At 69.7% G+C, this 26206-nt stretch carries 21 protein-coding genes and 2 tRNA genes; 8 read left to right on the top strand and 15 right to left on the bottom strand.

Features of this window, described 5'->3' with window-relative positions; all coding sequences use genetic code 11:
- Positions 1 to 251: 251 nt before the first annotated feature.
- The gene (locus ACZ4E1_RS10615) at positions 252 to 1271 is read left to right on the top strand and encodes a LuxR C-terminal-related transcriptional regulator (RefSeq protein WP_467537819.1); all 1020 of its coding nucleotides are present in this window, start codon (positions 252 to 254) and stop codon (positions 1269 to 1271) included.
- Here ACZ4E1_RS10615 and ACZ4E1_RS10610 read toward each other — a convergent pair.
- From ACZ4E1_RS10610 to ACZ4E1_RS10595, 4 genes are all read right to left on the bottom strand, one after another.
- Positions 1206 to 2255 carry a DMT family transporter gene (locus tag ACZ4E1_RS10610; RefSeq protein WP_467537817.1) on the bottom strand — a complete coding sequence of 350 codons (1050 nt, stop codon included), beginning with the start codon at positions 2253 to 2255 and terminating at the stop codon, positions 1206 to 1208. The genes ACZ4E1_RS10615 and ACZ4E1_RS10610 overlap by 66 nt on opposite strands.
- A 50-nt stretch (positions 2256 to 2305) precedes the next feature.
- A complete protein-coding gene (locus ACZ4E1_RS10605; protein ID WP_467537815.1) occupies positions 2306 to 3049 on the bottom strand; it encodes a 2OG-Fe dioxygenase family protein in 744 nt (247 codons plus the stop codon).
- A 48-nt stretch (positions 3050 to 3097) separates the two neighbouring features.
- Positions 3098 to 4330 carry an argininosuccinate synthase-related protein gene (locus tag ACZ4E1_RS10600; protein ID WP_467537813.1) on the bottom strand — a complete coding sequence of 411 codons (1233 nt, stop codon included), beginning with the start codon at positions 4328 to 4330 and terminating at the stop codon, positions 3098 to 3100.
- A 279-nt stretch (positions 4331 to 4609) separates the two neighbouring features.
- Positions 4610 to 4682: transfer RNA gene (locus ACZ4E1_RS10595), tRNA-Ala, on the bottom strand.
- A 183-nt stretch (positions 4683 to 4865) separates the two neighbouring features.
- On the opposite strand from ACZ4E1_RS10595, the gene ACZ4E1_RS10590 reads away from it, so the two are divergent.
- Both ACZ4E1_RS10590 and ACZ4E1_RS10585 read left to right on the top strand, forming a co-directional pair.
- Positions 4866 to 5414: a helix-turn-helix domain-containing protein gene (locus ACZ4E1_RS10590; protein ID WP_467537811.1), complete on the top strand. Its 549-nt coding sequence runs from the start codon at positions 4866 to 4868 to the stop codon at positions 5412 to 5414.
- 138 nt (positions 5415 to 5552) lie between these two features.
- Positions 5553 to 7205 (top strand): protein kinase domain-containing protein, encoded by a 1653-nt coding sequence (locus ACZ4E1_RS10585; RefSeq protein WP_467537809.1) that lies wholly within the window; start codon positions 5553 to 5555, stop codon positions 7203 to 7205.
- Between the two features lie 72 nt (positions 7206 to 7277).
- Here ACZ4E1_RS10585 and ACZ4E1_RS10580 read toward each other — a convergent pair whose 3' ends face one another.
- Together ACZ4E1_RS10580 and ACZ4E1_RS10575 are read right to left on the bottom strand one after the other, a co-directional pair.
- The gene (locus ACZ4E1_RS10580; protein WP_467537807.1) at positions 7278 to 8720 is read right to left on the bottom strand and encodes a hypothetical protein; all 1443 of its coding nucleotides are present in this window, start codon (positions 8718 to 8720) and stop codon (positions 7278 to 7280) included.
- 303 nt (positions 8721 to 9023) lie between these two features.
- Positions 9024 to 9152, bottom strand: a complete 129-nt coding sequence (locus ACZ4E1_RS10575) for a DLW-39 family protein (RefSeq protein WP_003999697.1) — start codon at positions 9150 to 9152, stop codon at positions 9024 to 9026.
- Between the two features lie 325 nt (positions 9153 to 9477).
- Between ACZ4E1_RS10575 and ACZ4E1_RS10570 the strand changes: the two genes are divergently transcribed.
- Positions 9478 to 9816: a DUF6344 domain-containing protein gene (locus tag ACZ4E1_RS10570; RefSeq protein ID WP_467537805.1), complete on the top strand. Its 339-nt coding sequence runs from the start codon at positions 9478 to 9480 to the stop codon at positions 9814 to 9816.
- Positions 9817 to 10556: 740 nt separating this feature from the next.
- Here the strand turns inward: ACZ4E1_RS10570 and ACZ4E1_RS10565 are convergent.
- The 9 genes from ACZ4E1_RS10565 to dnaA form a co-directional block, all read right to left on the bottom strand.
- A tRNA-Ile gene (locus ACZ4E1_RS10565) sits at positions 10557 to 10630 on the bottom strand.
- 122 nt (positions 10631 to 10752) lie between these two features.
- Entirely contained in the window at positions 10753 to 11421 is a 669-nt protein-coding gene (locus ACZ4E1_RS10560) for a DUF3566 domain-containing protein (protein ID WP_467537803.1), read from the bottom strand.
- Between the two features lie 18 nt (positions 11422 to 11439).
- On the bottom strand, positions 11440 to 14061 hold the full coding sequence (gyrA, locus tag ACZ4E1_RS10555) for a DNA gyrase subunit A (RefSeq protein ID WP_467537802.1): 2622 nt from the start codon (positions 14059 to 14061) through the stop codon (positions 11440 to 11442).
- A 42-nt stretch (positions 14062 to 14103) separates the two neighbouring features.
- Positions 14104 to 16182 (bottom strand): DNA topoisomerase (ATP-hydrolyzing) subunit B, encoded by a 2079-nt coding sequence (gyrB, locus tag ACZ4E1_RS10550; protein WP_467537800.1) that lies wholly within the window; start codon positions 16180 to 16182, stop codon positions 14104 to 14106.
- A 274-nt stretch (positions 16183 to 16456) separates the two neighbouring features.
- Entirely contained in the window at positions 16457 to 17014 is a 558-nt protein-coding gene (locus tag ACZ4E1_RS10545) for a DciA family protein (protein ID WP_467537799.1), read from the bottom strand.
- Positions 17011 to 18135 (bottom strand): DNA replication/repair protein RecF, encoded by a 1125-nt coding sequence (gene recF, locus ACZ4E1_RS10540; protein WP_467537798.1) that lies wholly within the window; start codon positions 18133 to 18135, stop codon positions 17011 to 17013. The genes ACZ4E1_RS10545 and recF overlap by 4 nt, the downstream gene beginning before the upstream one ends.
- 133 nt (positions 18136 to 18268) lie before the next feature.
- The gene (gene gnd, locus ACZ4E1_RS10535; protein ID WP_467537797.1) at positions 18269 to 19144 is read right to left on the bottom strand and encodes a phosphogluconate dehydrogenase (NAD(+)-dependent, decarboxylating); all 876 of its coding nucleotides are present in this window, start codon (positions 19142 to 19144) and stop codon (positions 18269 to 18271) included.
- A gap of 169 nt (positions 19145 to 19313) precedes the next feature.
- Entirely contained in the window at positions 19314 to 20444 is a 1131-nt protein-coding gene (gene dnaN / locus ACZ4E1_RS10530) for a DNA polymerase III subunit beta (protein ID WP_188337969.1), read from the bottom strand.
- A 1085-nt stretch (positions 20445 to 21529) separates the two neighbouring features.
- The gene (dnaA, locus tag ACZ4E1_RS10525) at positions 21530 to 23611 is read right to left on the bottom strand and encodes a chromosomal replication initiator protein DnaA (RefSeq protein WP_467537795.1); all 2082 of its coding nucleotides are present in this window, start codon (positions 23609 to 23611) and stop codon (positions 21530 to 21532) included.
- A 384-nt stretch (positions 23612 to 23995) separates the two neighbouring features.
- Between dnaA and rpmH the strand changes: the two genes are divergently transcribed.
- The 4 genes from rpmH to yidC are packed head-to-tail and all read left to right on the top strand — an operon-like array spanning position 23996 to position 26188.
- Positions 23996 to 24133, top strand: coding sequence for a 50S ribosomal protein L34 (gene rpmH / locus ACZ4E1_RS10520; RefSeq protein WP_006381191.1), 138 nt, complete (start codon positions 23996 to 23998; stop codon positions 24131 to 24133).
- 20 nt (positions 24134 to 24153) lie between these two features.
- Positions 24154 to 24525, top strand: a complete 372-nt coding sequence (gene rnpA / locus ACZ4E1_RS10515) for a ribonuclease P protein component (protein ID WP_188337967.1) — start codon at positions 24154 to 24156, stop codon at positions 24523 to 24525.
- Complete coding sequence (yidD, locus tag ACZ4E1_RS10510) at positions 24522 to 24872, top strand: membrane protein insertion efficiency factor YidD (protein ID WP_188337966.1); 351 nt, start codon at positions 24522 to 24524, stop codon at positions 24870 to 24872. The genes rnpA and yidD overlap by 4 nt, the downstream gene beginning before the upstream one ends.
- A gap of 8 nt (positions 24873 to 24880) precedes the next feature.
- Positions 24881 to 26188, top strand: a complete 1308-nt coding sequence (gene yidC / locus ACZ4E1_RS10505; protein WP_467537794.1) for a membrane protein insertase YidC — start codon at positions 24881 to 24883, stop codon at positions 26186 to 26188.
- Positions 26189 to 26206: the final 18 nt, after the last annotated feature.

Here is a 26206-nt window from a genome sequence, read left to right as displayed (position 1 = left end):
TTCCGGGTCCGGCCATGGCCTGGAGCGGACCCACGCCGACGACTCCATGCCTCGACCGGCCCGTGAGGCCCGAGGCCCGACGCCCGACGCCCGACGCCCGACGCCCGCCCGTAGCGTTCAGCCCCCGTCCGCATGGCGAACCATGCCTGGCAGGGGGAGACCCGGCTCTTTAGGATCTTGGCAGGCATTGGGGCCGCGTCACGGAACGGGACCCCTGGGCTCCCGACCGTGCGCGCAAGGGGGGGGTTCAGGTGGAGGACGTCGTACGCGCGCGGGCGCGGGAGATCTATCGGGCGGCGCTGGACGCGGCCGACTGGCATCCCGAGGCGCTCGTCGAGGCCCGGGGCTGGAACGGCACCGAGTTCGCGGAGGCACTCCAGCTGCTCGGCGAACTGGGTCTGTTCACCCCGTCGTCCGACACGAGGAGCGGGTGGACGGCACTCTCGCCCGACACCGCGCTGCGCAACCTCCTGCTCGAGGAGGATCGCAGCACCGGCGCCTACCTCGACGCCATGCGGCAGACCAGGGCGGCCCTCGACCGGCTCGTGGTGGATTTCCACCCGCTGCGCGTCCGTGGCCTGCTCGACGCCCAGCTGGAGGTGGTGACGGGGGCGGCGAACGTGTCGGCCGCGCTGGAGGACGCCTCGCAGCGGGTCGAGGACGAGGTGCTCTCGCTGCACCCCGGCCGCGCGCTGCCGACCGAGATGATCGAGGCGGGCCTGGAGCGCGACCGGCTCGCCCTCGGCCGGGGCGTGCGCATCCGCACGATCCATCTGGGGGCGGTGGCCGCGGTACCGCACATGACCTCGTACCTGCGGCGGCTGAACGCCGAGGGTGCGCAGGTGCGCACCGCGCACACCCTTCCCCTGCGGCTGATCGTGCTGGACCGCTCGTCGGCCATCGTGCCCGCGCCTCGGCCCGCGGACGGGAACGACGAGGAGATCGCGGCCGTCGTCCTGCGCGGCGAGACCCTCGTCGGGGTGTTCCGGGAGATCTTCGAGCACTGCTGGGCGTCGGCGAGTGTGCTCGCCGACGCCCATGACGAGCCGGACCGGCCGGACGACGGGAGCGGCTGGCTGCCGTCGGGCCGCCACCGCGAACTGCTGCGGATGCTGGCGGGCGGCCTCACGGACGAGGCGATGGCCCGCAAGCTGGGCCTGTCCGAACGCACGGTCCGCCGCCTGGTCGCCGAGCTGTCCGAACGGCTAGGCGCGGCGAGCCGGTTCCAGGCCGGGGTGTGTGCCGTCCGTTCCGGCTGGCTCGACGACTGATCCGAGGGCGTCCTCGGGCTGCGGTGCGGGCCCGGCGGTGGTCCGCACCGGGGCCGCCGCGGCAGGCTCTTCGGGCTCCGCCTCGGGTGCGGGCTCGGCCGCGGTGCGGCCCCACGACGTACCGACGAGGACGAGGACGGCGCCCGCGAGTCCGAGCCAGCCCGGCCGGTCGCCGGCGAGCGTGATGCCGACGACCGCGGCCCAGACCGGCTCGGTGCCGAGCAGCAGGCTGACCCGGGACGGGGAGGTGCGCCGCACGGCCCACATCTGCACGAAGAAGGCGAACAGGGTGCAGAAGACGGACAGGTAGAGCAACCCCAGCCAGCCCGTCGCGCTGAGGTCCGCGGCGGCCCTCCAGGGTGCGGTGCCGGTGCCTGGCACCGCGCTGAGCAGCGCGAACACCAGGACCGCGGAGGAGAGTTGGACCGTGGTCATGGACAGGGAGTCGGCGCCCTGCGCGGACTTCATCCGGGACATCGCGAGGACGTGCACGGTCCTGGCGACCGCGGCGCCCAGCATCAGCAGGTCGCCGAGGGACGGCTGGGTGAAGCCGGCGCCCTGGGTGAGGAGCACCACGCCGAGCACCGAGAGCGCCGCCGCCGCGACGAACGATCGGGGCAGCGGGGTCCCCCGCAGCCTGCTCTCCGCGATCGGCGTGAGGATCATGGTGAGGCTGATGATGAGCCCGGCGTTGGTCGCCGAGGTCTGCACGACGCCGTACGTCTCCAGGAGGAAGATCCCGGCGAGGATGAGGCCCAGGGTCCCCGCTCCGCGTATCTGTGTGCGGTCCATGGCGCGCAGCTTGCGCCGGCCGACGGCGATGAGCGCGGGCAGGACGACGGCGAAGCGCAGGACCAGTACGGCGAGCACGGTCTGGGCGGTGGTGACCTCCTTCGCGGCCAGATAGCTGGACCCCCAGACCACCGCGACCAGCAGGACGGGCAGGTCGGTCAGCCAGGCACGGCGGGGCGCGGTGGCGGGCATGGGGCTCCTCGGTGGCTCGGGAAAGCGGGCGTAGGGGGACGGCGTACGCGTCAGCGCGCGGTGTAGGCGATCACCAGGACGTCGCGGTGCGCGGGGAGGCTGGGGTCCTTCGGCTGTACCGGGGTCACCGAGTGCAGCGTGCGGCGGTCGTCGCCGAGCAGGATGTCGCCGGGCCGGGACAGCGTAGTGGTCATGAGGTGCTCGCCCTCGTCGGTGTACACACCGCTCTCGCCTCCGGTCACGTTGGTTCGGCCGATCATCAGCGAGGTGATGAAGGTGACGCCGTCGCGGTGCCGCCCCTCGGGTGCGGGCTGGCCCGTCTGGTCGGCGGACGCGGCGATGCGGTACGGGTGGAGCTTCACGTTCCACGCGGTGGTGCCGTCGGCCGCGCTGAAGATCCGGCCGAGCTCGACCAGGACCGAGCGCAGCAGCGGGTCGGTGGCGAAGGACTCGGTCAGCGGGTCGAAGATGCGCTCGACGCCGCCGTTGAGCGGGTTGACGTCGGTCTCCTGGCGGTACGGCCCGTGCGGCAGGAGCGTGAGTTCCGCGGTGGCCGGGTCGAGGTCGAACTGTCCGTAGCGGCGGTGGCGGTAGGTGCCGCCGTCGGCCATGTGCGTGTCGAGGGTCAGCTCGTCCCAATGTCGGGCGAAACGGTTCCACTCGGCCGGGTCCGCGCCGACGAGCGCGGAGAAGTCGGCGGCGGGGATCAGGTGCCCACCGGGGCCGGTCAGGGCCTCGACGGCCTCGGCGGTGACGGGGTGGGTGGCGACGGGATGGGCGATGGCGGTGGCCATGAGGTGCTCCAGAGGAAGTGCGGGGTGGCGTCGGTCCGGTCTGCCGGGTCAGACGGTGGCGAGCAGCGTCGGCTGCGGGGCGAACGGCGCGGACTCGGCGGCGATCGTGCGCTCCTCCCACAGCTCGCGGTCGCGCAGATAGAGCGGGCTGCGGGCGCTGATGGACCGGGTGTCGGCTCCCCCGGTGCGCAGCTGCCAGGTCACGGACCCTGTGGTGCGGGCGGCGCAGCTGTCGATGAACGCCTGGACGGACAGCCGCAGTTCGCCGAACCAGCGGCCCTCCAGGACCTCCCGGGTCCACACCTGCTCCAAGTGCCGCTTCTCCCGGATGAGTTCGGCATCCAGGCAGGCGCTCTCGATGTGCCGGTAGGTGTTCAGGAGCAGCCAGGCGGCCGGCATCTCCCGGATCTCCAGGACCTTCTCGCCGTGATCGAGGTGCTCAAGGCCCGAGTAGCGGCCGAGGCCGTACGCGCCGACGCGCCGGTTCAGCTGGTCGATCATCTCGGTCAGCCCGAGGGGAACGCCGTCGACGGCGACCGGCAGGCCGTGCTCGAACGCCACGGTCAGGCGCTCCGTCTCACCAGGAGCGGCGGTGGGCCTGCTCCAGGAGTACATCTCCTCCGGCACCTCGTGCAGCTCGGGATCGTCGAGGATGCCCGACTCGAACTCCCGGCACCACAGATTGGAGTCGCCGCTGACGATGCGCCCGGCCAGCAGCCCGACGCCCGCTTCGCCCAGCTCGGCCAGCTTCTGCTCCCGGGTGACCGGGTCCAGGTCGTACGGGCTGCCGAAGGCACCCTCGTAGCCGAGCAACCCCAGCGCCCCGTTGAGTCGGCGCAGCGTGTTCTGCGAGCGGTTGGCGGTGTGCAGTACGGCCTGCGCGCTGATGTCGCGGGCGAGGTCGACCGCGGCCTGGGCGATGAGCGGGCGGCTGAGGCTGGAGCTCACGGGATGGATGCCCAGGTAGACGGCTTGTGCGGCGATGGCGGGTGCCACGTGCCGGGCGGCGAACTCCTCCCGCCGGTCGAGGATGTGGATCCGGGCGCCGAGCGCCTCGGCCACCTGGCGCTTGTAGGTGCCGGACTCGTCCTCGCCGATGTCGATGCTCACCGCGTGGATCTCGCGGACGCCCATCCGCCGCAGCCGCAGCAGTAGGTACGAGCTGTCCAGGCCACCGCTGAACAGGGTGACGACGGGCCGGTCCGGATCCAGCGACGCGAGCTGCGCGAAGGACCGGACGAGCGGGGGACGGAGGTCTTCTCCAACCAGATTGCTGATCACGTGATCGAGCCTCGCGGCTGCGCCGGGTCACGGACAACGGTTTCCGCCGACCGCCACCGGCCATGACCGCACCAGGAACGGGAGGGCCACCCCTCAGCCCGGGTACAGGTACAGGAGGCACCGCGGAATCAGCAGGCGCAGCAAACACCGCCGGCCCCCGAGCCCCCGGGCTCATGAAGCCGCCCGTCCGTACAGCCGCGCCGGCACCGTCGCACGGAAAACCGGGACAAAAAAGACCCCCCTGATCGCGTTTCCGCAGATCAGAGGGGTCTGTGCAAGTGGAGCCTAGGGGAGTCGAACCCCTGACATCTGCCATGCAAAGACAGCGCTCTACCAACTGAGCTAAGGCCCCGAAAACAACGCACCGCACCGGAAGATTCGCGCTCCGGGCGGGCATCGCAGACCAGAGTACCGGGTCACCCCCCGGGTACCGCAAAAGGATTGGGGGTCCCGGCGGGCGACCACTCTCCGTAAGATGCCCCACGTGCTTCGCGGCAGCGAAGCGCCGTACTTGGGGAAGCGATGGGGAGACGCAATGGACGCCGCACAGCAGGAAGCTACCGCGAGAGCACGGGAGCTCCAGCGCAACTGGTACGGGGAGCCGCTGGGGGCGCTCTTCCGTCGGCTGATAGAGGACCTCGGCCTGAACCAGGCCCGTCTCGCGGGCGTGCTCGGACTGTCCGCGCCCATGCTCTCCCAGCTGATGAGCGGCCAGCGCGCCAAGATCGGCAACCCGGCCGTGGTCCAGCGGGTGCAGCTGCTGCAGGACCTGGCGGGGCAGGTCGCGGACGGCAGCGTGAGCGCGGTCGAGGCCACCGAGCGCATGGAAGAGATCAAGAAGTCCCAGGGGGGTTCGGTGCTCAGCAACGCCAGTCAGGCCACGTCCAGTTCGGGTGCGCCGACGGTGAAGCGCGTGGTGCGTGAGATCCAGTCGCTGCTGCGCTCCGTGTCCGCCGCCGGCGACATCATCGAGGCGGCCGACTCCCTCGCCCCCACCCACCCGGAACTGGCAGAGTTCCTCCGGGTGTACGGCGCCGGACGCACCGCCGACGCGGTCGCCCACTACCAGTCGCACCAGAGCTGACCCCGGGCGAGCCCGACGCCGGCCGCCGCCGCGTGACCACCCGCCCCGGCGGCGGTCGCGCGGCGGACCGGAGGACCGTACGTGACGTCCGAAGGGCCCGTGCCCCGCACGGCCCCGGGAGGGGAGCGACGCACGACCATGGGTGAGGTCTTCGCCGGCCGGTACGAACTGGCCGACCCGATCGGCCGTGGGGGAGTGGGCGCGGTCTGGCGCGCCTGGGACCACCGGCGCCGTCGCTACGTCGCGGCCAAGGTCCTTCAGCAGAGCGACGCCCACACGCTGCTCCGCTTCGTGCGCGAGCAGGCCCTGCGCATCGACCATCCGCACGTCCTGGCCCCGGCGAGCTGGGCCGCGGACGACGACAAGGTCCTGTTCACCATGGATCTGGTCGCGGGCGGCTCGCTGGCGCATCTCGTCGCCGACTACGGCCCTCTGCCGGCCGGGTTCGTCTGCCTGCTGCTCGACCAGCTCCTGGCCGGCGTCACCGCCGTGCACGCGGAGGGCGTGGTCCACCGTGACATCAAGCCCGCCAATATCCTGCTCGAGGCGACCGGCACCGGCCTGCCCCATCTGCGCCTGTCGGACTTCGGCATCGCGATGCGCAAGGGCGAGCCGCGGCTGACCGAGGCCGACTACGTGGTCGGGACGCCCGGCTGGTTCGCCCCCGAGCAGGCGCTGGGTGCCGAACCGGACTTCCCCGCGGATCTCTTCGCTGTGGGGCTCGTCGCCCTCTACCTCCTCGAAGGGGCCAAGCCCGACGCCCAGGCCCTGATCGAGCACTTCGCCGAGCGAGGCACGCCCAGCGCTCCGCGCGGAGTACCGGGACCTCTGTGGGGCGTCCTGGCCGGACTGCTCCAGCCCGATCCCGAGGCCCGCTTCCGCACCGCCACCGGGGCGCGCAAGGCGCTGCTCGCAGCCGCCGAGCTGCTGCCCGAGCCCGGCCCCGACGATGAGCTCATCGAGGTCTTCGACCAACTCGGCCCGCTCCCTCCGGGGTTCAGCCCCGACGGGCCGGCCGTGCGCGGGCGCAGGGCCCGCCCCCTGAACGCCACCGGCAGCCCTGTTCGGCCTCAGACGGCCGATGACCTGCGCGAGGCCTCCACCTCCGTATCGACCACGCCGGCCGCCCCCACGGCCCCTGTGATGCCCGCCGCACCCCTCATGCCCCCTGCTCTCGTCGTACCCCCACCCCCAGTTCCGCCACCGCTCCCGGAACAGCCCGCGTCCCTGCGCTCCGTACCGCAACCAGCACCGGATTCGAGGTCCGGGTCCGCTGTCGGCGCTGAGCCCGGCCGGCCTCTGATGTCGGAGACGGGCAGCTTCCATCTCCCGCCCCCGTCGCCCCGCGACGAGCCGCTCCCGCCACCTCCACCACCGGTGCCTCCGATGCCCGTGCTTTCCCCGTCGGTCGGGGCGGCTCTCGGCGCCGCCGAACCCGAACCCGAACCCGAGCCGGAGGCCGACCCCAAGCCCGCGCCCGACAGCACGGGATTCCGTCCGCTCGATCCCACGCCGCCCCCACCGCACCCCGAGACCTTCCACGACCGCTCCCCTCAGCCGGCCCCTGCGGTGACCACCGTGGTCCCGGACGAAGAAGGCCGTCACTCTCTGTACACCGCTCGCGGCCAAGAGGTTCCACAACCAGCGCCCCGACCTCGACCCGAGCCCCGAGACGTCCAGGCAACGGCTCCACGACGCAAACCGGGCCCTCCCCCTGCCGTGGCGATCCCCGTCCTCCTCGTCGCCGCCCTCTGCTTCGCCGTGGGAATCTGGGCCCTGACCCAGGCGTGAGCAGGCGCGGAGGAGTCCCAGAGGAGTCACCGGAAACGGGGAACAGCAGCTCCGACGGGAGCCGGCGGGGACTCAGCCTCGTACGCGCACTCTCCGCACCGCGACCACCCGCCAGATCCCCATCCACAGCACCAGCGCGGTGCCCGTCCCCACCCCCGCGAGCCCCCATACCCGCATCAACGGCCGACCCTCCGCCGAAGCGGCAGACGCTGCGCCCCCGGCGCCTCCGCCGCCTCCGCCGCCGGTCCCGCGCCCCGATCCGGCCGCGGTCGTGGGCCCCGCGGACCCGCCCCCGGACCGCTCCCCTCCGGCACCAGCCCCGCCGCCGCCCACACCGAGGTCCGCCCACTGCGCGCCGCCGTCCCCCCGCTGCGCCGCCGCCCGATCCTGCGCCGTCACCTGGAACTCCCCCGGGTCCCGCACATAGTCCGGAGCCCGACCCGACTCCCCCTCCACCCTCACCTTCAGCGTCACGTCGGACGCCTTGTCCCCGAACTTCCGCGCCATCGCCGGGTTGAGCGTGACTTCGAGGTAGTACCAGCCCGCGAGCCGCATCGCCGCCTGGTCGTCCGGCACGAGCCGCCGGTTCTCGTAGGCGACAGGAGGCAGCGGGTCGAACCCCGCCGAGGTCGGCTCGCCCGCGTACACGGCCTGCTCCGCCCCGACCTGCGCCCGGGCCGGATTGAACAGCTCCACCTCCAGCGCGCCCGGCACGGCTCCCCTGCCCCCCGCGTCCCCCGCCGAACTGCCCAGCTCGGCATCGACGAAGAGCTGCTGCCCCCAGTCCACCGGAACCCGGTAGAAATGGCTCTGCCCCGGCCCGATCCGGTCCGTCCACACGCCGTCGTCCAGCGCCTTCGCATCGTTGAACCCGGTGCCGCCCGCACGCCGCCGGCCGGCCCCCGACGCCGCGCCCGCGGGCGGGGACCCGGACGGCCAGGTCGTCGCACCCGCGCCCGGACCCGGCGTGACCAGGCCCGGCTCGGTGGCGACCCGCAGCTCCAGCCCCCACTTCTCCCGCGTCGACGCCGCCTCGGACGCCCGCTCGACGACGACGTAGTACGTCCCCGCCGACTGGCAGCGCAGCCCACCCGGCCGGACGAGACGCCCGGCGGCCGCGGCGATCGGCCGCGGAGAGGCCCCGGACCGGAAACCGGCCCGCGCCGAGTCGCAGCGATTCCCCTTGGTGTCCTGAAGCGAGACGGTGATCCCGTCGGCGTAGGCCACCTTCACCGACGAGCCGATCGGGGGCACGGCGACGACGGAGGCGTACGCGTCGGCGGCGCCGTCCAGCTCGACGCGGTAATAAGCGATGCCGCTCGCGCCCGTGCCGAGCGTGCTCCGGTAGCTCTCACCAGCCGTGAGTCGCGGTGCGTCAGCGCTGTTCGCAGCCGCGCCGATCTGCCGGGCACCCTGGGCGTAGACGTACGGGGCCTCGGACGCCGGTGCCGCCACCGCGGCGCCGGGCACCACCGGTACCGCGCAGACCCCGAACGCAACGGCCCCGGCGGCCACCGCGACCGCCCGACTCCGCAGCGTCCGGCCACCGCGCTCGTACGGTCGCGATGGCCTCTTCAACCCCGGCCGCTTCATGAGTCCCCTCATGGACGGTCATCCTGCCGTTCCCACCCGCGCACTGTCCGCCCAGCGGAGCAATCCCGCCACAGCCCCACGACTTTGCTCACGCAAGGGGGTGCGTCACGTCCGTGAATACCGCCGCCGCGCGATGCCCGCAACACGGGACGAACCTCCTCCGGGCAACACAAAGCCCCGGCCGCTGCTGCGACCGGGGCCTGCGAAGAGTCTGTTGTCGAAGACTCACGAACCCGTGGGCACGGAGTCAGTCGCCTCCGTCCACAGGTCCTGCTCGGCGCGATCCGCCTGGATCTGGCGGTACACGAGGAGCCCGCCGATGGCGGCCAGTGCGACCAGGAGAAGCTTCTTCACCGCGCGACCTCGTCTTTCCTTGACGTAGGGGACCTCTGGCGCCCGACTATACACACCGACCGATACCGATCGGTGACCTGGATCAGCATCAACTCCCGCCCTGATCACAGCAGTAGATCCGGAGTCCGCAGCTCCGCGAATCGCCCGTCGATCACTCCCAGGACGGGAAATCCTTTTCAAATACGGCCATACCTGGTCACTTGCACCCATCCGAGTGGTGTTCATCTGAAGATCGACGCGCCACGGGCGTCGCTCCCGCACTCCGGACCCCGCGTACACATCATTGGGAAAGTACGCAAATCGCCCAACCTGAAAGTGAGGGGCCATGACCAAGAACAAGGTCATGACGCTGTGGACCATCGTCATCTCTGCCTTCATCGCGCTCTTCTCGGCGCTCGGTCTCGTCTCCCCGGCCGCCGCGGCCACTCCCGTCCAGCAGTCGGAGGAGGTTCAGGCTCCGGCGCCGCAGGCCGACCCCGCTCCCGCGGCCGCAGCGGCTCCCTTCTGGGCCGTCAAGAGGTCACTGCCACCGACGATGAAGCAGCGCATCCGCGCCGAGGCCCACGGTTCCTCCCCCAGCTGCCGCCACCGCCCGCCGGCCGACATCGACCAGCGCGCCGCAGAAGCCGAGCTGGCCACACCGGACCTGCCGCCGGCGCCGTAGCCCAGCAGGCACAGAGAATTCAACAGGACCAGCACGAACAGCAGACCCAGCGCAGAACAGCACGACCCGCAAGACCCGCAGGAACAGCAGGAACAGCAGGAACAGCAGGACCCGAACTAACAGCAGGTCCCGAAGTAACAGCAGGACCCGCAAAACCAGCAAGCGCAGCAAGAACAGCACCACCAGCACGACCTGTACGACGACGTGTACGACCAGCAGTAGCGAAAGAACGACGTAGCGAACTACACGCAGCACTCTCAGCGGTCACAGCACTTGCAGGACCGCAGTAGCGCAGGACCGCAAGCTCAGAAGAAACAGAAGAAGCAGTAGAGAAGGCTCAGAACCAACCCGCCGGCACGTCCAGCGGCGAGGCAGCACGGCCCCGTGCCCACGCTCCACCAGCTCCACCAGGGACGGGCCCGCAAGACCGCGCACAGAGCAGCCCGAGCTGCCAGAGCAGCCAAAGCGCTCGTACACGCGCGCGTGCCCGCCAGACAACCTGCCCCTGTACGGCCGGAAGACAGACGGTGCCGCACTCAGGCCCCCGAGCCGGTCAGCCGGAACAGCCCCGCACAACCGAAAAGCCCCACACACAACCGAAGAGCAGCACCGCACAGACGAGGCCCCAGCCATCACTCCCGGCTGAGAGGGCCCCTTCGGCATGCCCGGACCGTACGGGCCGGCCCGTACCCGAACAGCAAAAGACCCCCAAGCGTTTCCGCTTGAGGGTCCTCGTGCTGTGGGGCTAACAGGATTTGAACCTGTGGCCTCATCCTTATCAGGGATGCGCTCTAACCAACTGAGCTATAGCCCCGCCGCGCTCTGCGGTGTGTGTCCCGCGCGCTGACTCCTGAAGATTAGCGCACAGGGGGGCCAGTCCCAAAATCGATAGTCCCGGCCCGCCCACCAGCGGCTACGCGAACGCGTGAACCGCGCTCACTCGTCCTCGGCGAGCGTGAGCTCGATGCCGCCGACGAAGCCGGCGGAGAGGTTGTAGATGAACGCGCCGAGCGTCGCGAGCGCCGTCGCCAGGACGACGTCGATGACCGCGATGACGGTCGTGAACATCAGCACGCGCGGGAGCGACAGGAACGACTGCAGGTCGAAGCCGTTGGACTCGTTGGAGCCCGTGGCCTCGGAGATCGTGCCGCCGACCGTCGAGAAGACGCCCATGGCGTCCATGACCATCCACAGCACCGCGGCCGCGATGATCGTGCAGATGCCGAGCGCGATGGACAGCAGGAAGCTGACCTTCATCACCGACCACGGGTCGGCCTTGGCGACCCGCAGCCGCGCCTTACGCGTGCGTGGCGTCGTGCGGGCGCCGGTGCGCGGGCGGCGCACGGCCCCCGCAGGCGCGTTCTGATACGCCTGCGGCGGGTGGTACGGCTGGCCGGCCTGCTGGGGCTGCTGACGCTCCCCGGGCAGGGCGCCGCCGCCGTCCGCGTAACTCTGGGTCTGCGGACCTCGGGTGTCCGTCACAGTTCCCCCCTGGGATCCATGAGACTCGGGCGAGTCTTTCGCATCATGAGCGGAGCCACGGCCGCCCTCGGTTTCCGTACCGGTGGATGTCCCGGTAGAGCCCGCGCCCGTGGCTCCGCTCACGATGACTCACTCCTCGCGCTACTCGGCCGAGGGCTGCCCGCCCTCGTCCGCCGTTCCGGAGGCCGTCTCGTCCGGGGTCGATTCGTCGGTCACGACATCGTCCGCGTCCTGCGGGACATCGCCGTCGACTTCCTCGGCCTCGCGACCGGCCTCGGCATTACGAGCGATACCGACGACGGCATCGCGCTTGCCCAGGTTGATCAGCTGGACGCCCATGGTGTCACGGCCCGTCTCCCTGACCTCGTTGACTCGCGTACGAATCACACCGCCGGACAGCGTGATGGCGAGGATCTCGTCGGTCTCCTCGACCACCAGGGCGCCGACGAGGGAGCCGCGGTCCTCCACGATCTTGGCGGCCTTGATTCCGAGGCCACCGCGACCCTGGACGCGGTATTCGTCGACGTTGGTCCGCTTCGCGTACCCACCGTCGGTGGCGGTGAAGACGAACGTACCCGGCCGGACGACATTCATCGAGAGCAGCTCGTCGCCCTCGCGGAAACTCATGCCCTTCACACCCGAGGTCGCACGGCCCATCGGGCGCAGCGCGTCGTCCGTCGCGGTGAACCGGATGGACTGCGCCTTCTTGCTGATGAGCAGCAGGTCGTCCTCGGACGAGACGAGCTCGGCGCCGATCAGCTCGTCGTCCGAACCGTCCGCGGCCTCGCGCAGGTTGATCGCGATGACACCACCGGAACGGGGCGAGTCGTAGTCCTTCAGAGGCGTCTTCTTGACGAGGCCGGCCTTGGTCGCGAGGACCAGGTACGGCGCCGCTTCGTAGTCGCGGATCGCGAGGATCTCGGCGATGGCCTCGTCCGGCTGGAAGGCCAGCAGGTTCGCCACGTGCTGACCGCGTGCGTCACGGCCGGCGTCGGGCAGCTCGTAGGCCTTCGCGCGGTAGACGCGTCCCTTGTTGGTGAAGAAGAGCAGCCAGTGGTGCGTCGTGGACACGAAGAAGTGGTCGACGATGTCGTCTTCCTTGAGCTTCGTGCCGCGCACGCCCTTGCCGCCGCGCTTCTGGGAGCGGTAGTCGTCGGTCTTGGTGCGCTTGACGTAGCCGCCGCGCGAGATGGTGACGACGATGTCTTCCTCGGCGATGAGGTCCTCGATGGACATGTCGCCTTCGAAGGGCACCAGCTTGGTGCGGCGGTCGTCGCCGAACTTGTCGACGATCTGCTGCAGCTCTTCGCTGATGATCTGGCGCTGCCGCTCGGGCGAGGCCAGGATCGCGTTGTACTCGTTGATCTTCGCCTGGAGCTCGTCGTGCTCCTGGACGATCTTCTGGCGCTCCAGGGCGGCCAGTCGGCGCAGCTGCATCTCGAGGATGGCGTTGGCCTGGATCTCGTCGATCTCCAGGAGGTCCATGAGGCCCGTTCGCGCCACGTCCACGGTGTCGCTGCGCCGGATGAGGGCGATGACCTCGTCGATGGCGTCCAGGGCCTTCAGGAGGCCGCGCAGGATGTGTGCGCGCTCCTCGGCCTTGCGCAGGCGGAACTTCGTCCGGCGGACGATGACCTCGACCTGGTGCGTCACCCAGTGGCGGATGAACGCGTCCAGGGAGAGGGTGCGCGGCACGCCGTCGACGAGCGCCAGCATGTTGGCGCCGAAGTTCGTCTGCAGGTCGGTGTGCTTGTACAGGTTGTTCAGCACGACCTTGGCGACCGCGTCCCGCTTGAGGACGATGACCAGGCGCTGGCCCGTACGGGAGCTCGTCTCGTCGCGGACGTCGGCGATGCCGCCGATCTTGCCGTCCTTGACGAGGTCGGCGATCTTCTGGGCGAGGTTGTCCGGGTTGACCTGGTAGGGCAGCTCGGTGACCACCAGGCACTGGCGGTTCTGGATCTCCTCGACGGCGACGACCGCGCGCATCGTGATGGAGCCGCGGCCCGTGCGGTACGCCTCCTCGATGCCCTTGCGGCCCACCACGAGGGCGCCGGTCGGGAAGTCCGGGCCCTTGATGCGCTCGATGAGGGCGTCCAGGAGCTCCTCGTGGGAGGCCTCCGGGTTCTCCAGGTACCACTGGGCGCCGGCGGCGACCTCGCGCAGGTTGTGCGGCGGGATGTTGGTCGCCATGCCGACCGCGATACCGGCGGAGCCGTTGATCAGCAGGTTCGGGAAGCGGGCCGGCAGGACGGTCGGCTCCTGGGAGCGGCCGTCGTAGTTGTCCGTGAAGTCGACGGTCTCCTCGTCGATGTCGCGGACCATCTCCATGGACAGCGGCGCCATCTTGCACTCGGTGTAGCGCATGGCGGCCGCCGGGTCGTTGCCCGGAGAGCCGAAGTTTCCGTTGGAGTCGACCAGCGGCATGCGCATCGACCACGGCTGGGCGAGGCGCACCAGGGCGTCGTAGATCGAGGAGTCGCCGTGGGGGTGGTAGTTGCCCATGACGTCGCCGACGACGCGGGCGCACTTGTAGAAGCCCTTCTCGGGCCGGTAGCCGCCGTCGTACATGGCGTACAGGACGCGGCGGTGGACGGGCTTGAGCCCGTCACGTACGTCGGGCAGCGCGCGGGACACGATGACGGACATCGCGTAGTCGAGGTAGGAGCGCTGCATCTCCGTCTCGAGCCCGACGGGCTCGATGCGCATCGCGACCTCGCCCTGGCCCTCTTCGGGAGTGCTGGGAGTGTTCTCGTCGGCCATTGCTGGTGAAGATCCTTTCTGCGGCGGTCAGCTGAGACCGACTCAGATGTCGAGGAAGCGGACGTCCTTGGCGTTGCGCTGGATGAACGAGCGGCGCGCCTCGACGTCCTCACCCATGAGGACCGAGAACAGATCGTCGGCCTGGGCGGCGTCGTCGAGCGTGACCTGGCCGAGGACGCGGTGCTCCTGGTCCATGGTCGTGATGCGCAGCTCCTCGGCGTTCATCTCGCCGAGACCCTTGAAGCGCTGGACCGAGTCGTCACGGATGCGCTTGCCGGCCTGCTTGCCCAGCTCGATGAGCGCGTCGCGCTCGCGGTCCGAGTACGCGTACTCGAAGTCGTCCCGGCCCCACTTGATCTTGTAGAGCGGCGGGCGCGACAGGAAGACGTGACCGGCCTCGACCAGCGGGCGCATGAAGCGGAACAGGAACGTCAGCAGCAGCGTGTTGATGTGCTGGCCGTCGACGTCGGCGTCCGCCATCAGGATGATCTTGTGATAGCGCAGCTTCTCGATGTCGAAGTCCTCGTGGACTCCGGTGCCGAAGGCCGAGATCAGCGCCTGGATCTCCTGGTTCTGCAGGATCTTGTCGATCCGCGCCTTCTCGACGTTCAGGATCTTGCCGCGGATGGGCAGGATGGCCTGGTACTGCGGGTTGCGGCCGGACTTGGCCGAGCCGCCGGCGGAGTCACCCTCGACGATGAAGATCTCGCACTTGGTGGGGTCGTTCGACTGGCAGTCGGAGAGCTTGCCCGGCAGCGAGGCGGACTCGAGCAGGCCCTTGCGGCGGGTCAGGTCGCGCGCCTTGCGGGCCGCCACGCGCGCGGTGGCCGCCTGGATCGACTTGCGGATGATGTCCGCGGCCTCGTTCGGGTTCCGGTCGAGCCAGTCGTTCAGGTGCTCGTGGACGACCTTCTGGACGAAGGTCTTCGCCTCGGTGTTGCCCAGCTTGGTCTTCGTCTGGCCCTCGAACTGCGGCTCGCCGAGCTTGACCGAGATGATCGCGGTCAGACCCTCGCGGATGTCGTCACCCGTGAGGTTGTCGTCCTTCTCGCGGAGCAGCTTCTTCTCGCGCGCGTACTTGTTGATGAGCGCGGTCAGCGCGGAGCGGAAGCCCTCTTCGTGGGTGCCGCCCTCGTGCGTGTGGATCGTGTTCGCGAAGGAGTAGACGCCCTCGCTGTAGCTGCTGTTCCACTGCATCGCGACCTCGACGGACAGGAGCTTTTCCTTGTCCTCGGCCTCGATGTCGATCACGGAGGGGTGGACCGGCTCGCCCTTGCGCGAGTTGAGGTACTTCACGAAGTCGACGATGCCGCCTTCGTAGTGGTACGTCACCGAGCGCGGCTCGAAGGCGGTGTCGTCCGTCGCCTCCTTGGCGTCCGCGCCGGCCGTGGCCTTGGCGGACTCGCGCTCGTCGGTGAGCTTGATCGTCAGGCCCTTGTTGAGGAAGGCCATCTCCTGGAAGCGCCGCGAGAGCGTCTCGAAGGAGTACTCGGTGGTCTCGAAGATGTCGCCGTCGGCCCAGAACGTGACCGAGGTGCCGGTCTCGTCGGTGGCCTCGTGCTGCGCGAGGGGCGCGGTCGGGACGCCCATCTTGTAGTCCTGCGTCCAGCGGTGGCCGTCGGTCCTGATCTCGACGGACACGCGCGTGGACAGCGCGTTGACGACGGAGACGCCGACGCCGTGCAGACCACCGGAGACGGCGTAGCCGCCGCCGCCGAACTTGCCGCCCGCGTGCAGGACGGTCAGGACGACCTCGACGGCCGGCTTCCCCTCGGAGGGGATGATGCCGACGGGGATGCCGCGGCCGTTGTCGATGACGCGGACGCCGCCGTCGGGAAGGATCGTGACGTCGATCGTGTCCGCGTGACCGGCCAGCGCCTCGTCGACGGAGTTGTCCACGACCTCCTGCACCATGTGGTGCAGACCACGCTCACCGGTCGAGCCGATGTACATGCCAGGTCGCTTGCGGACCGCGTCCAGCCCTTCGAGGACGGTGATCGCGCTCGCGTCGTAGGAGGCGTCTGTCGCTCCTACGTTCGCGCGCGCGTCAGCGTCGGTGGTCGGGATGTTCTCGTTGGGGTTGCCGGAATCGGCCACGAAGCGCCCTTTCTGGCACAGCACAAGCCAAGCTCCCGGTTGGTGGCCGGAGCGGCTGCGGCGTGTTTGTTCGGTAAGCCCTGTCAGCGTTGCTCGGTGCGTCCCACAAGTGGGGCGGGATTGCTCTCCAGTGTACCGGTAGCACTGACAGTGATGGGGGTTTGCCGGTACCTGAGTCCGCATGTGCCGCCCTCAACCGGTCTCGGCCGACTCCCCCTATGCGGAGCGGGGCTCCAAGAGGCTCACAGCGGCACTCAGCGCTTCGGGGTGTCAACCCCCAGCAACCGTGGCCGACCTGTCACCCGTAGGTGTCGTCGTGACCGGTGCTTCCAGGGGCGCGCAGAGGGCCGTAGCGACGAGGTCCGGAGCCCGGGTTCTTGATGTCGATACGGCGCACGGTGCCGTGGCCGAGATCCTCGTTCAGCCTTCTGACCAGCTGCGGAGCCAGCATGCGGACCTGCGTCGCCCAGGCCGTCGAATCGCACTGCACGACCAGGACGCACTCGTCCTCGTCGTACTTCTGCGGCACACAGTGCTTGGCGAGGTCGTCGCCGACGATCTGCGGCCAGCGGCCCATGACACCGCCCACCGCGGCCGGGGTCTCCCAGCCGCGCTCGGTGATCAGCCGGTTGATGGCCGCGCCGAGGCCCATCGGGTCGCGGCCGTCGGCCCGCGCCCCGGAACGCAGGCCGCCGCCGCGGCGGACCTGCTTCTTCTGCTGCGCGGAGGCTCCACGCGCGCGTGCGGCCTCTTTCGCGGCGCGCAGGGCCACGCGCGCGAGGTCGACACCGGACGGCTCCGGCGCCGGCTTCGACTCGGGGCCGGGCTGCTCCGAGCCGGACGTCTGGTCGCTCACAGCCGCTCCACGGTCCCCTCGGACACCGCGTACCGGGTGCCCGTCAGCACGTCCGGCACGTCGTCGTCGACGGCGGCCGTCACGAGGACCTGCTCGCCGGGTGCCACAAGCTCCGCGAGACGCTCCCTGCGGCGCGCGTCGAGCTCCGCGAACACGTCGTCGAGGACGAGCACCGGCTCGTTCCCCTCCGCCCGCAGCAGGTCGTACGAGGCCAGGCGCAGGGCCAGCGCGTACGACCAGGACTCGCCGTGACTCGCGTAGCCCTTCGCCGGCAGCCGGCCGAGCTTGAGGAGCAGCTCGTCGCGGTGCGGGCCCACCAGGGTCACCCCGCGCTCGATCTCCTGCTTGCGGGCGCCTTCCAGGGCGGCGAGCAGCTGCTCGTAGAGCTCCTCGCGCGCGTGGCCGACGAGTTCGGGCGAGGACGGCTTGTACTCCAGGGCGAGCGGGCCGCCGCCGGGCGCCAGCTGCTCGTACGCCTTGTCGGCCAGCGGCTCCAGCGTCGCGATCAGGTCGAGACGCTGGGCGAGCAGCTCCGCGCCGACGCGCGCGAGGTGCTGGTCCCACACGTCGAGCGTGGACAGGTCCATGGTGCGGCCACCGTGCCGGCGGGCGAGGGCGGCGGACTTCAGGAGCGTGTTGCGCTGCTTGAGGACGCGGTCGTAGTCGGAGCGCACGCCTGCCATACGGGGCGAGCGGGCCGTGATCAGCTCGTCCAGGAAGCGGCGCCGCTCACCGGGGTCGCCCTTGACGAGCGCGAGGTCCTCGGGCGCGAACAGGACCGTGCGCACGATGCCGAGCACGTCACGCGGCCTGACCTGCGAGGACCTGTTGATACGGGCGCGGTTGGCCTTGCCCGGGTTCAGCTCCAGCTCTATCAGCTGCTGGCGCTCGCCCTGACGCACCTGCGCCCGGATGACGGCGCGCTCGGCGCCCATGCGGACGAGCGGGGCGTCGGAGGAGACGCGGTGGCTGCCGAGGTTGGCGAGATAGCCGACAGCCTCGACCAGGTTCGTCTTGCCCTGCCCGTTGGGCCCCACGAACGCGGTGACGCCCGGTTCGAGCGCCACCTCGGCCCGGGCGTACGAGCGGAAGTCGGCCAGCGACAGATGCGTGACGTGCATGGTCGTGGGCCGACCTCCCCCAACGTGCTCGGTGATGCGGTTACTGCAGGTGCTTCGGTCGCGGCGTCCACACCTGTGGACGCCGCCGCACCGGTCTACAGCGGTGGACTACGTTCTCGACTGCTTCTGTGGACTACTTCTTCTCGACGGCGTGGCCGCCGAACTGATTGCGCAGCGCCGCGATCATCTTCATCTGCGGCGAGTCCTCCTGGCGCGAGGCGAAGCGTGCGAAGAGGGACGCGGTGATCGCGGGCAGCGGCACCGCGTTGTCGATGGCGGCTTCCACGGTCCAACGGCCCTCGCCGGAGTCCTGAGCGAAACCGCGCAGCTTGTCGAGGTGCTCGTCCTCGTCCAGGGCGTTGACCGCCAGGTCGAGCAGCCAGGAACGGATGACCGTGCCCTCCTGCCAGGAGCGGAAGACCTCGCGCACGTCGGTCACCGAGTCCACGGCCTCCAAGAGCTCCCAGCCCTCGGCGTAGGCCTGCATCATGGCGTACTCGATGCCGTTGTGGACCATCTTGGCGAAGTGGCCGGCGCCGACCTTGCCCGCGTGCACCGAGCCGAACTCGCCCTCCGGCTTCAGGGCGTCGAAGACCGGCTGGACCTTCGCGACGTCCTCGGCGGAGCCGCCGTACATGAGCGCGTAGCCGTTCTCCAGGCCCCAGACGCCGCCGGAGACACCGCAGTCGACGAAGCCGATGCCCTTGGCCGCCAGCTCCTCGGCGTGCTTCTCGTCGTCCGTCCAGCGCGAGTTCCCACCGTCGACGACGACGTCGCCGGGCTGCAGGAGCTCACCGAGCTCGTCGATGGTGGACTGGGTCGCGGCACCGGCCGGGACCATCACCCACACCACGCGGGGCCCCTGGAGACGGCCCACGAGTTCCTCGAGGCTGTGGACGTCCGCGAGGTCGGGGTTGCGGTCGTAGCCGATGACGGTGTGGCCTGCGCGGCGGATGCGCTCGCGCATGTTGCCGCCCATCTTGCCGAGGCCGACGAGACCGAGCTCCATCAGTGGTGATCCTTACGTTGCGACGGGGCGAGAGGTGGTGTGCACCGGTACGAGCACGCACGCGTCGCGCGGGGCTCGTACCGGGTCCGAGCCTAAACCCGGACCCCCGTGCACACCTGTGGACGTAGCCGCGCGGGCGAACCCGGGCGGCCACCTCCGCTCAGCCGTCTCAGCCCGACAGCCGCACCGGCATGATCAGGTACTTGTACGCGTCGTCCGCCTCGGCGTCCACGGCCGGCTTGCCGCTGAGCAGCGCGGGCTTGGTGGACGTCGTGAAGGACAGCTGGGCGACCGGGGAGTTGATCTCCTTCAGGCCGTCCAGCAGGAACTGCGGGTTGAAGGCGATCGAGATGTCGTCGCCCTCCAGCTGTGCGTCGAGACGCTCCACAGCCTGTGCGTCGTCGCTGGAGCCGGCCTCCAGGATGAGCACGCCCTGCTCGAAGCTGAGCCTCACCGGGGTGTTCCGCTCGGCGACGAGGGCCACACGCTTGACGGCCTCCTCGAAGGGGGCGGTCTCGATGACGGCCACGGAGTTGAACTCCGTCGGGAACAGCGTGCGGTACTTCGGCAGGTCGCCTTCGAGCAGCCGGGTCGTCGTGCGACGGCCGGCGCCCTCGAAGCCGATCAGGCCCTCACCGGCGCCGGAGCCCGACAGCGCGAGCGTGACCGTGTCACCGCTGGTCAGCGCCTTGGCGGTGTCCAGGAGCGTCTTGGCGGGCACCAAGGCGACCGCGGACGCCTCCGGGTCCTCCGGCTTCCACAGGAACTCGCGCACCGCGAAGCGGTAGCGGTCGGTGGACGCCAGGGTCACCGTGTCGCCCTCGATCTCGATGCGCACACCGGTGAGGACGGGCAGCGTGTCGTCGCGGCCGGCGGCGATGGCCACCTGCTGGGCGGCGGCGGCGAAGATCTCGCCCGGGACGGTGCCCGTCGCGGTCGGCATCTGCGGCAGCGCCGGGTACTCCTCCACAGGGAGGGTGTGGAGTGTGAATCGCGAGGACCCACAGACCACGGTCGCTCGTACACCGTCTGTGGAGATCTCCACCGGACGGTTGGGGAGGGCGCGGCAGATGTCGGCGAGGAGGCGGCCGGAGACGAGCACCGTGCCTTCCTCATCGACCTCCGCGTCCACCGAGACGCGTGCCGAGACCTCGTAGTCGAAGCTCGACAGGCTGAGTGCGCCCTCCTCGGCCTTCAGCAGAAGGCCCGCGAGGACGGGCGCAGGCGGTCGTGCCGGGAGGCTGCGCGCCGCCCAGGCCACCGCCTCCGCGAGTACGTCGCGTTCCACCCGGATCTTCACCGTAAGCCGCCTCCTGCTATTGCCTGGCTGCTCTCGCCCTGCGTTCGTCATCGGTCTGCGGTCTGCGTCGGCAGACGTGGTGTCGCTCGGCCCACAGCTGGGGAGAACACCGGGGACCAGTCTGACGCACCGCGCTGACAGTCGTTGCCCGCCTCGGTCAAGTCGCGTCGAGGCGCGGTCGGGGTCCCGGCGGCAAGTTGTGCACAGCCCCCACTTCGAAACGAATTCCCAGCTCTCTCTAGTTGGGAGTAGTAGTAGGGGCTGTGGAAACCGTGGATAACTGCCTTTGCGCAGGTCAGGCCCGGTTTTTTGTCCACCGAGCCTGTGGGTCGAGCCGGTGGACAACCCGCCCTCGCTGTGGACGGCGAAAAGTTCTGCACACGTGATGCACAGGCAGGGGCGACTTCTCCCCAGAGTCGTCCCCAGCTTCGGGCGGGTTCCCCACAGGGTGACAAGGGCGATCGGTGTGACGCCTTTCACTCGCCCCGGTGACGAGGCGCGTCGGGTTGCCGAACAGTGGACAGCCGTGTGGAGAAGCTCCTGATCGCTGTGCACAACCGCTGTCATCCTGTGGGTCGGCGGTGGACAACGAAATGCACAGTCTGTGGAGGAAATCTCTGTCCACAGCCTGTGGATATCTTTTGTCCACGAATCCACAGCCACCTGACCTGGACTGATGATCTGTCACCAGGCCTGCCTGTGGATGGGATCTGGACAACTTTGCGGTCCCCAGGGTGTGGATCGCAAAAACCCGGCAGATCTGTGGAGAACTCCCGTAACCAGCCCGGTAATCGAACACCGGCGGGCTGTGGACGGCGGCGCGGCCGGCGCCGACGAGGCGTGCGGACCCCTGCCGACGGCATGAAAGAGGGCCGGAGAAGGCTGCCGGAGGGCGTGTGAGCGCCGCCGGAGGGCGCCGGTGAGCGCTGTCGGAGGGCTGGTGAGCGCCGCCGGATGCCTGGAGGAGGGCATGAAAAGGGCGCCCCGGAGTCGTTCCGGAGCGCCCTGGAGGGTGCTGGAGGCCTGGGAGAGGACCTGGGAGAGGACCTGGGAGAAGGCCGGCGGGCCGTGAGCGGGGAGAGCCGTCAGCCGTTCTTGATGCGGTTCGTGAGCTCGGTGACCTGGTTGTAGATGGAACGCCGCTCGGCCATCAGCGCGCGGATCTTGCGGTCCGCGTGCATCACGGTCGTGTGGTCGCGACCGCCGAACTGCGCGCCGATCTTCGGCAGCGAGAGGTCGGTGAGCTCACGGCACAGGTACATCGCGATCTGCCGGGCCGTCACCAGGACGCGACTGCGAGAGGACCCGCACAGGTCCTCGACGGTGAGGCCGAAGTAGTCCGCCGTCGCCGCCATGATCGCCGAGGCCGTGATCTCCGGGGCCGAGTCCTCGCCGCCGGGGATCAGGTCCTTGAGGACGATCTCGGTCAGCCCGAGATCCACCGGCTGCCGGTTCAGCGAGGCGAACGCCGTGACCCGGATCAACGCCCCTTCCAGCTCACGGATGTTGCGCGAGATCCGGGACGCGATGAACTCCAGCACCTCCGGAGGCGCGTTGAGCTGCTCCTGCACCGCCTTCTTGCGGAGGATCGCGATACGCGTCTCCAGCTCGGGCGGCTGGACGTCCGTGATGAGGCCCCACTCGAACCGGTTGCGCAGCCGGTCCTCCAGGGTCACCAGCTGCTTGGGCGGCCGGTCGCTGGAGAGCACGATCTGCTTGTTCGCGTTGTGGAGCGTGTTGAAGGTGTGGAAGAACTCCTCCTGCGTCGACTCCTTGTCCGCGAGGAACTGGATGTCGTCGACCAGGAGGATGTCCATCTCGCGGTACCGCTTGCGGAAGGAGTCGCCCTTGCCGTCACGGATCGAGTTGATGAACTCGTTGGTGAACTCCTCGGAGCTCACGTACCGCACGCGCGTGCCGGGATAGAGACTACGGGCGTAGTGCCCGATGGCATGCAGAAGGTGGGTCTTGCCGAGGCCGGACTCCCCATAGATGAAGAGGGGGTTGTAGGCCTTGGCCGGCGCCTCGGCCACGGCGACCGCGGCAGCGTGGGCGAAACGGTTCGAGGCGCCGATCACGAACGTGTCGAAGAGGTACTTGGGGTTCAGGCGCGCGGTCGGCTCCCCGGGGCCCGCGGCCGGCGCGGGCTGCGCGGCCAGCGGGCTCGGGGCGCCACTGGGCACACCTCGGCCGCCGCCGGGTCCGCTCGGGCCACCGTCCTGGGCGTGGCGCCCGGTGTCCTGCGCGTGCCGGCCGCCGCCCCTCGACGAGGTCTCGCCCGGCTCCCGCCGCTGCGGCCGCTCGTGCGAGGGCCGGGAGGAGTGCGACCCGTCGTAAGAAGAGCGCTCCTCATAAGAAGCGCGCTCTTCGTAGGGTCCGCGGTCCTCGTAGGAGGGCCGCTCTTCATAGGAGGGGCGTTCCTCGTACGAGGAGGGCTCGGGCTGCTGGCCGTACCGGCCGCCACCGCGCTCCGGCTCGTACCCCTGCTGCTCGTAGGGCGGGCGCTCCTGCTGCCGGTAGTCGTGCTGCGGCTGCTGCGGAGGCGTCGCGTACGGGTCGCGCTCGGGGAAGCCGAGCCGCGGCTGCTGCCAGCTGTACTCGTCCTGCTGGGGGCGCGGCCAGGCGCCCGGCTGGGGGCGCTGGTAGTCGGGGTAGGCGGGACGCGCGGTGGGCAGCGGGTCCTCGCGGGGCGCCTGGGGGGCCGGCTGCTCGCCGCGGCCGCCCTGCCCGTGCTCGTCCATGCCGCGCCGCTCGTACCCGCCCTCGTAGGTCTCACGGCCGTCGCGCTGCTCGTACGGGTCGTGGGCCTGGCCGCCCGGGGAGGGCTGCGGCTCGGTGTCCTCGTAGCGGTGCTGCTGGGGCTGCGGGGCGGCCGGTGCGGGGGCCTCGCCCACGGAGTCGTCGACGGTGATCGCGATCCGGATGGGTCGGCCGCACTCGCGGCTCAGGGTCTCGCTGACGACCGGGGCGAGCCGGCCCTCGAGTACGCCCTTGGCGAATTCATTGGGGACGGCCAGCAGGGCCGTGTCGGCGACGAGTGCCAAGGGCTGGCAGCGCCGGATCCAGTGTTCGTCCTTCGTCTCGACGCCCTGCCCGCGGCCTTCCCCGAGGAGTTGCTCCAGAACTCGTGGCCACACTGCGGCAAGATCGGCAGGTACGTCAGCCACAGGGCACGCTCTCTCGCTGGTCCCACGAACGTGTGGTTCTCGGGACGGATCGGGAAGAAAATCGGGTGGGGTGGGGGGAAGGGAACGAATCGGGGTCCGGCCACGGTAGTCAGCGCGACCGTCGCGGTTCAAGTTGTTGTCCCCAGCCTGTGGACAGTGTCCCTCACGCGCTGTCGGTTTGACCGGATGGCGTAGCCGCGCGTACCGTAACCAGGTCGAGTTGTCGATGGCTGCTGCCGCCTGCCTCCGATGGGCAAGGTCACGAACCGGGCATTGTTGCGGTACGTGTAGCGGTGCACTCGGGCGTATTGCGAGCTTCTCGTGGGCGCACGGTGACAGCCAGGCGATGTCCCGCCACCACCCGATTTCTTCTGGAGCCCCCGAGTGAGCAAGCGCACCTTCCAGCCGAACAACCGTCGTCGCGCCAAGACCCACGGTTTCCGCCTTCGCATGCGGACCCGCGCCGGTCGTGCGATTCTCGCCAACCGTCGTGGCAAGGGTCGCGCCAGCCTGTCCGCCTGATCTCGTAATCAGGTCATGACGTGCTGCCTACCGAGTATCGGCTGAGGCGGCGCGAAGACTTCGCGACCGCGGTACGCCGAGGACGTCGGGCTGGACGCCCGCTTCTCGTCGTCCATCTACGCAGCGGTTCAACGGACCCGCACGCGCCTGGGGAGAGCGTTTCCCCGCCGCGTGCGGGTTTCGTCGTGAGCAAGGCAGTAGGTGGCGCCGTCGTACGGAACGCGGTGAAGCGCAGACTTCGGCACCTCATGCGCGACCGAGTGGCTTCGTTGCCCCCAGGTAGCCTGGTAGTCGTACGCGCGTTGCCCGGTGCGGGCGACGCCACCCACGCACAGCTGGCCCGAGACCTGGACGCCGCACTCCAGCGGCTCCTGGGAGGGGGCGCGCGATGAAGTACCCACTGCTCGCCTTGATCAAGATCTATCAGTGGACGATCAGTCCGCTCCTCGGTCCGGTGTGCAAGTACTACCCGTCGTGTTCCCACTACGGCTTCACGGCCATCGACCGGCACGGTGCGATCAAGGGAACAGCCCTCACCGCCTGGCGCATCCTTCGGTGCAATCCGTGGTCGCCCGGCGGCGTCGACCACGTTCCGCCGCGCAAGCGTCCGCGCTGGCACGAGATGCTCCGCAACGCCTTGCGCGGGGACAAGAAAGCGGCCCCCGTCGTTGACGGCGACAGACAGCCTGCCCAGGACACCCCGTCCACAGCGACCCCGCCCCATGCCCAAGGAGCCTGATCAGGGACATGATTTCCGATATCGTCAACGCGATTTCCGGCGTCTTCGCGTTTCTCACCTACCCGGTGTCCTGGGTCATCGTCCAGTTCCACAAGGTCTTCGGGGCCATCTTCGGGCCTGACTCCGGCTGGGCCTGGGGCCTGTCGATCGTCTTCCTGGTGGTGCTGATCCGCATCTGCCTGATCCCGCTCTTCGTGAAGCAGATCAAGGCCACGCGGAACATGCAGCTGCTCCAGCCGCAGATGAAGGCGATCCAGGAGCGCTACAAGAACGACAAGCAGCGTCAGTCCGAAGAGATGATGAAGCTGTACAAGGAGACGGGTACCAACCCGCTCTCCTCGTGCCTTCCCATCCTCGTGCAGTCGCCGTTCTTCTTCGCGCTGTACCACACGCTCTCGGGCATCGCCGACGGCAAGAAGGTCGGCGTCATCACGCAGTCGCTGCTCGACAGCGCGCAGAAGGCCCACATCTTCGGTGCCCCGCTCGCCGCGAAGTTCACGGACAGCGCCGAGGCCGTCGCCAAGATGGGCGGCTCCTCGCTGACGGACGTGCGGGTCGTCACCGCCGTCATGATCGTTCTGATGTCGGCGTCGCAGTTCTACACGCAGCGCCAGCTGATGACCAAGAACGTCGACCTGACGGTGAAGACGCCGTTCATGCAGCAGCAGAAGATGCTGATGTACGTCTTCCCCCTGATCTTCCTGTTCATGGGCATCAACTTCCCCGTGGGTGTGCTCGTCTACTGGCTGACCACCAACGTCTGGACCATGGGTCAGCAGATGTACGTGATCAACCGGAACCCCACCCCGGGCAGCAAGGCCCAGGCCAAGATGCTCGAGGGCCTGCAGAAGCACGTCATCACGCACAGCGCCACGCGGACCAAGCGCGAGAAGACGATCGTCAAGGCCATCGTCGCCAAGGGCCGCGACCGCAACGAGTACGAGCGCAAGTTCATCAACGGCCTGACCAAGGCCCAGCTGGCCGCCCAGGCGGACGGCACCGTGGTGAAGAGCACGGCCGCGACCGCGGTTCTGGACGAGGACGGCGCCCCCAAGGCCGCCGGCCCGCAGAAGCGGCAGCAGCCCAAGCGTCAGTCGAAGTCGCAGCGCCAGTCCGGCCCCACGCAGGGCGCCGAAGACGCGGCCTCTGCCAAGACGTCGCTGGAGAAGAAGGACACGCCCGAGGACGCCGCTCCGAAGGCCAAGCAGGCCGGTGACGGCAAGCAGGCCGGCGGGACCTCCAACGGCCGCAGCCGCGCCAAGTCCAACCAGCGCAAGGGCCAGCCGCCGCGCTCCAAGTCCTCGTCCAAGAAGTAAGCCTTGACCCAAGAAGGA

Source organism: Streptomyces sp. NPDC025806 (genome assembly GCF_055558275.1).
The sequence above is the reverse complement of the archived record's forward strand: the minus strand, read 5'-3'. Positions and strand labels throughout refer to the sequence as shown.

Coding starts and splice junctions, on each gene's coding strand:
- ACZ4E1_RS10610 (WP_467537817.1), bottom strand. CDS start 2,255: ATGCCCGCCACCGCGCCCCGCCGTGCCTGGCTGACCGACCTGCCCGTC.
- ACZ4E1_RS10590 (WP_467537811.1), top strand. CDS start 4,866: ATGGACGCCGCACAGCAGGAAGCTACCGCGAGAGCACGGGAGCTCCAG.
- yidC (WP_467537794.1), top strand. CDS start 24,881: ATGATTTCCGATATCGTCAACGCGATTTCCGGCGTCTTCGCGTTTCTC.
- gnd (WP_467537797.1), bottom strand. CDS start 19,144: ATGGAGCTCGGTCTCGTCGGCCTCGGCAAGATGGGCGGCAACATGCGC.
- ACZ4E1_RS10605 (WP_467537815.1), bottom strand. CDS start 3,049: ATGGCCACCGCCATCGCCCATCCCGTCGCCACCCACCCCGTCACCGCC.
- ACZ4E1_RS10585 (WP_467537809.1), top strand. CDS start 5,553: ATGGGTGAGGTCTTCGCCGGCCGGTACGAACTGGCCGACCCGATCGGC.
- yidD (WP_188337966.1), top strand. CDS start 24,522: ATGAAGTACCCACTGCTCGCCTTGATCAAGATCTATCAGTGGACGATC.
- gyrA (WP_467537802.1), bottom strand. CDS start 14,061: ATGGCCGACGAGAACACTCCCAGCACTCCCGAAGAGGGCCAGGGCGAG.
- ACZ4E1_RS10570 (WP_467537805.1), top strand. CDS start 9,478: ATGACCAAGAACAAGGTCATGACGCTGTGGACCATCGTCATCTCTGCC.
- recF (WP_467537798.1), bottom strand. CDS start 18,135: ATGCACGTCACGCATCTGTCGCTGGCCGACTTCCGCTCGTACGCCCGG.